Source organism: Anaerobacillus sp. 1_MG-2023, assembly GCF_030547345.1.
Taxonomy (GTDB): domain Bacteria; phylum Bacillota; class Bacilli; order Bacillales; family Guptibacillaceae; genus Guptibacillus; species Guptibacillus hwajinpoensis_B.
Window position 1 is genome coordinate 1 of record NZ_JAUORD010000311.1, and the last position, 231, is coordinate 231.

The following is a 231-nucleotide window of genomic DNA, read 5'->3' on the forward strand; positions in this document are numbered from 1 at the left end:
CTCCTTCAGCGAAAAAGTGATCCCTTCTAATACTGCTTTTTCATTATGAGTTCTAGTGTGTGAAACTTCCTTTCCGATAATACTTCCTCGTTTTGATGAATCCGCATGCGGCGTTCTCTCTCCGGCCAAATATGGCGTAAATAGCAATCCATTCGCACCTGCAGGGATGTTGTCGATAGAAGAAATCAATTCATCGAATGTCGCTCCTTCGGCAAATTGGTCCCGAAACCA

General features: G+C 44.2%; 1 protein-coding gene. It reads right to left on the reverse strand.

Going from position 1 to position 231, the window contains the following annotated elements:
- The coding region (locus Q4550_RS24270) for an FGGY-family carbohydrate kinase (RefSeq protein ID WP_303536833.1) at positions 1–231 on the reverse strand (231 nt) is incomplete at both ends.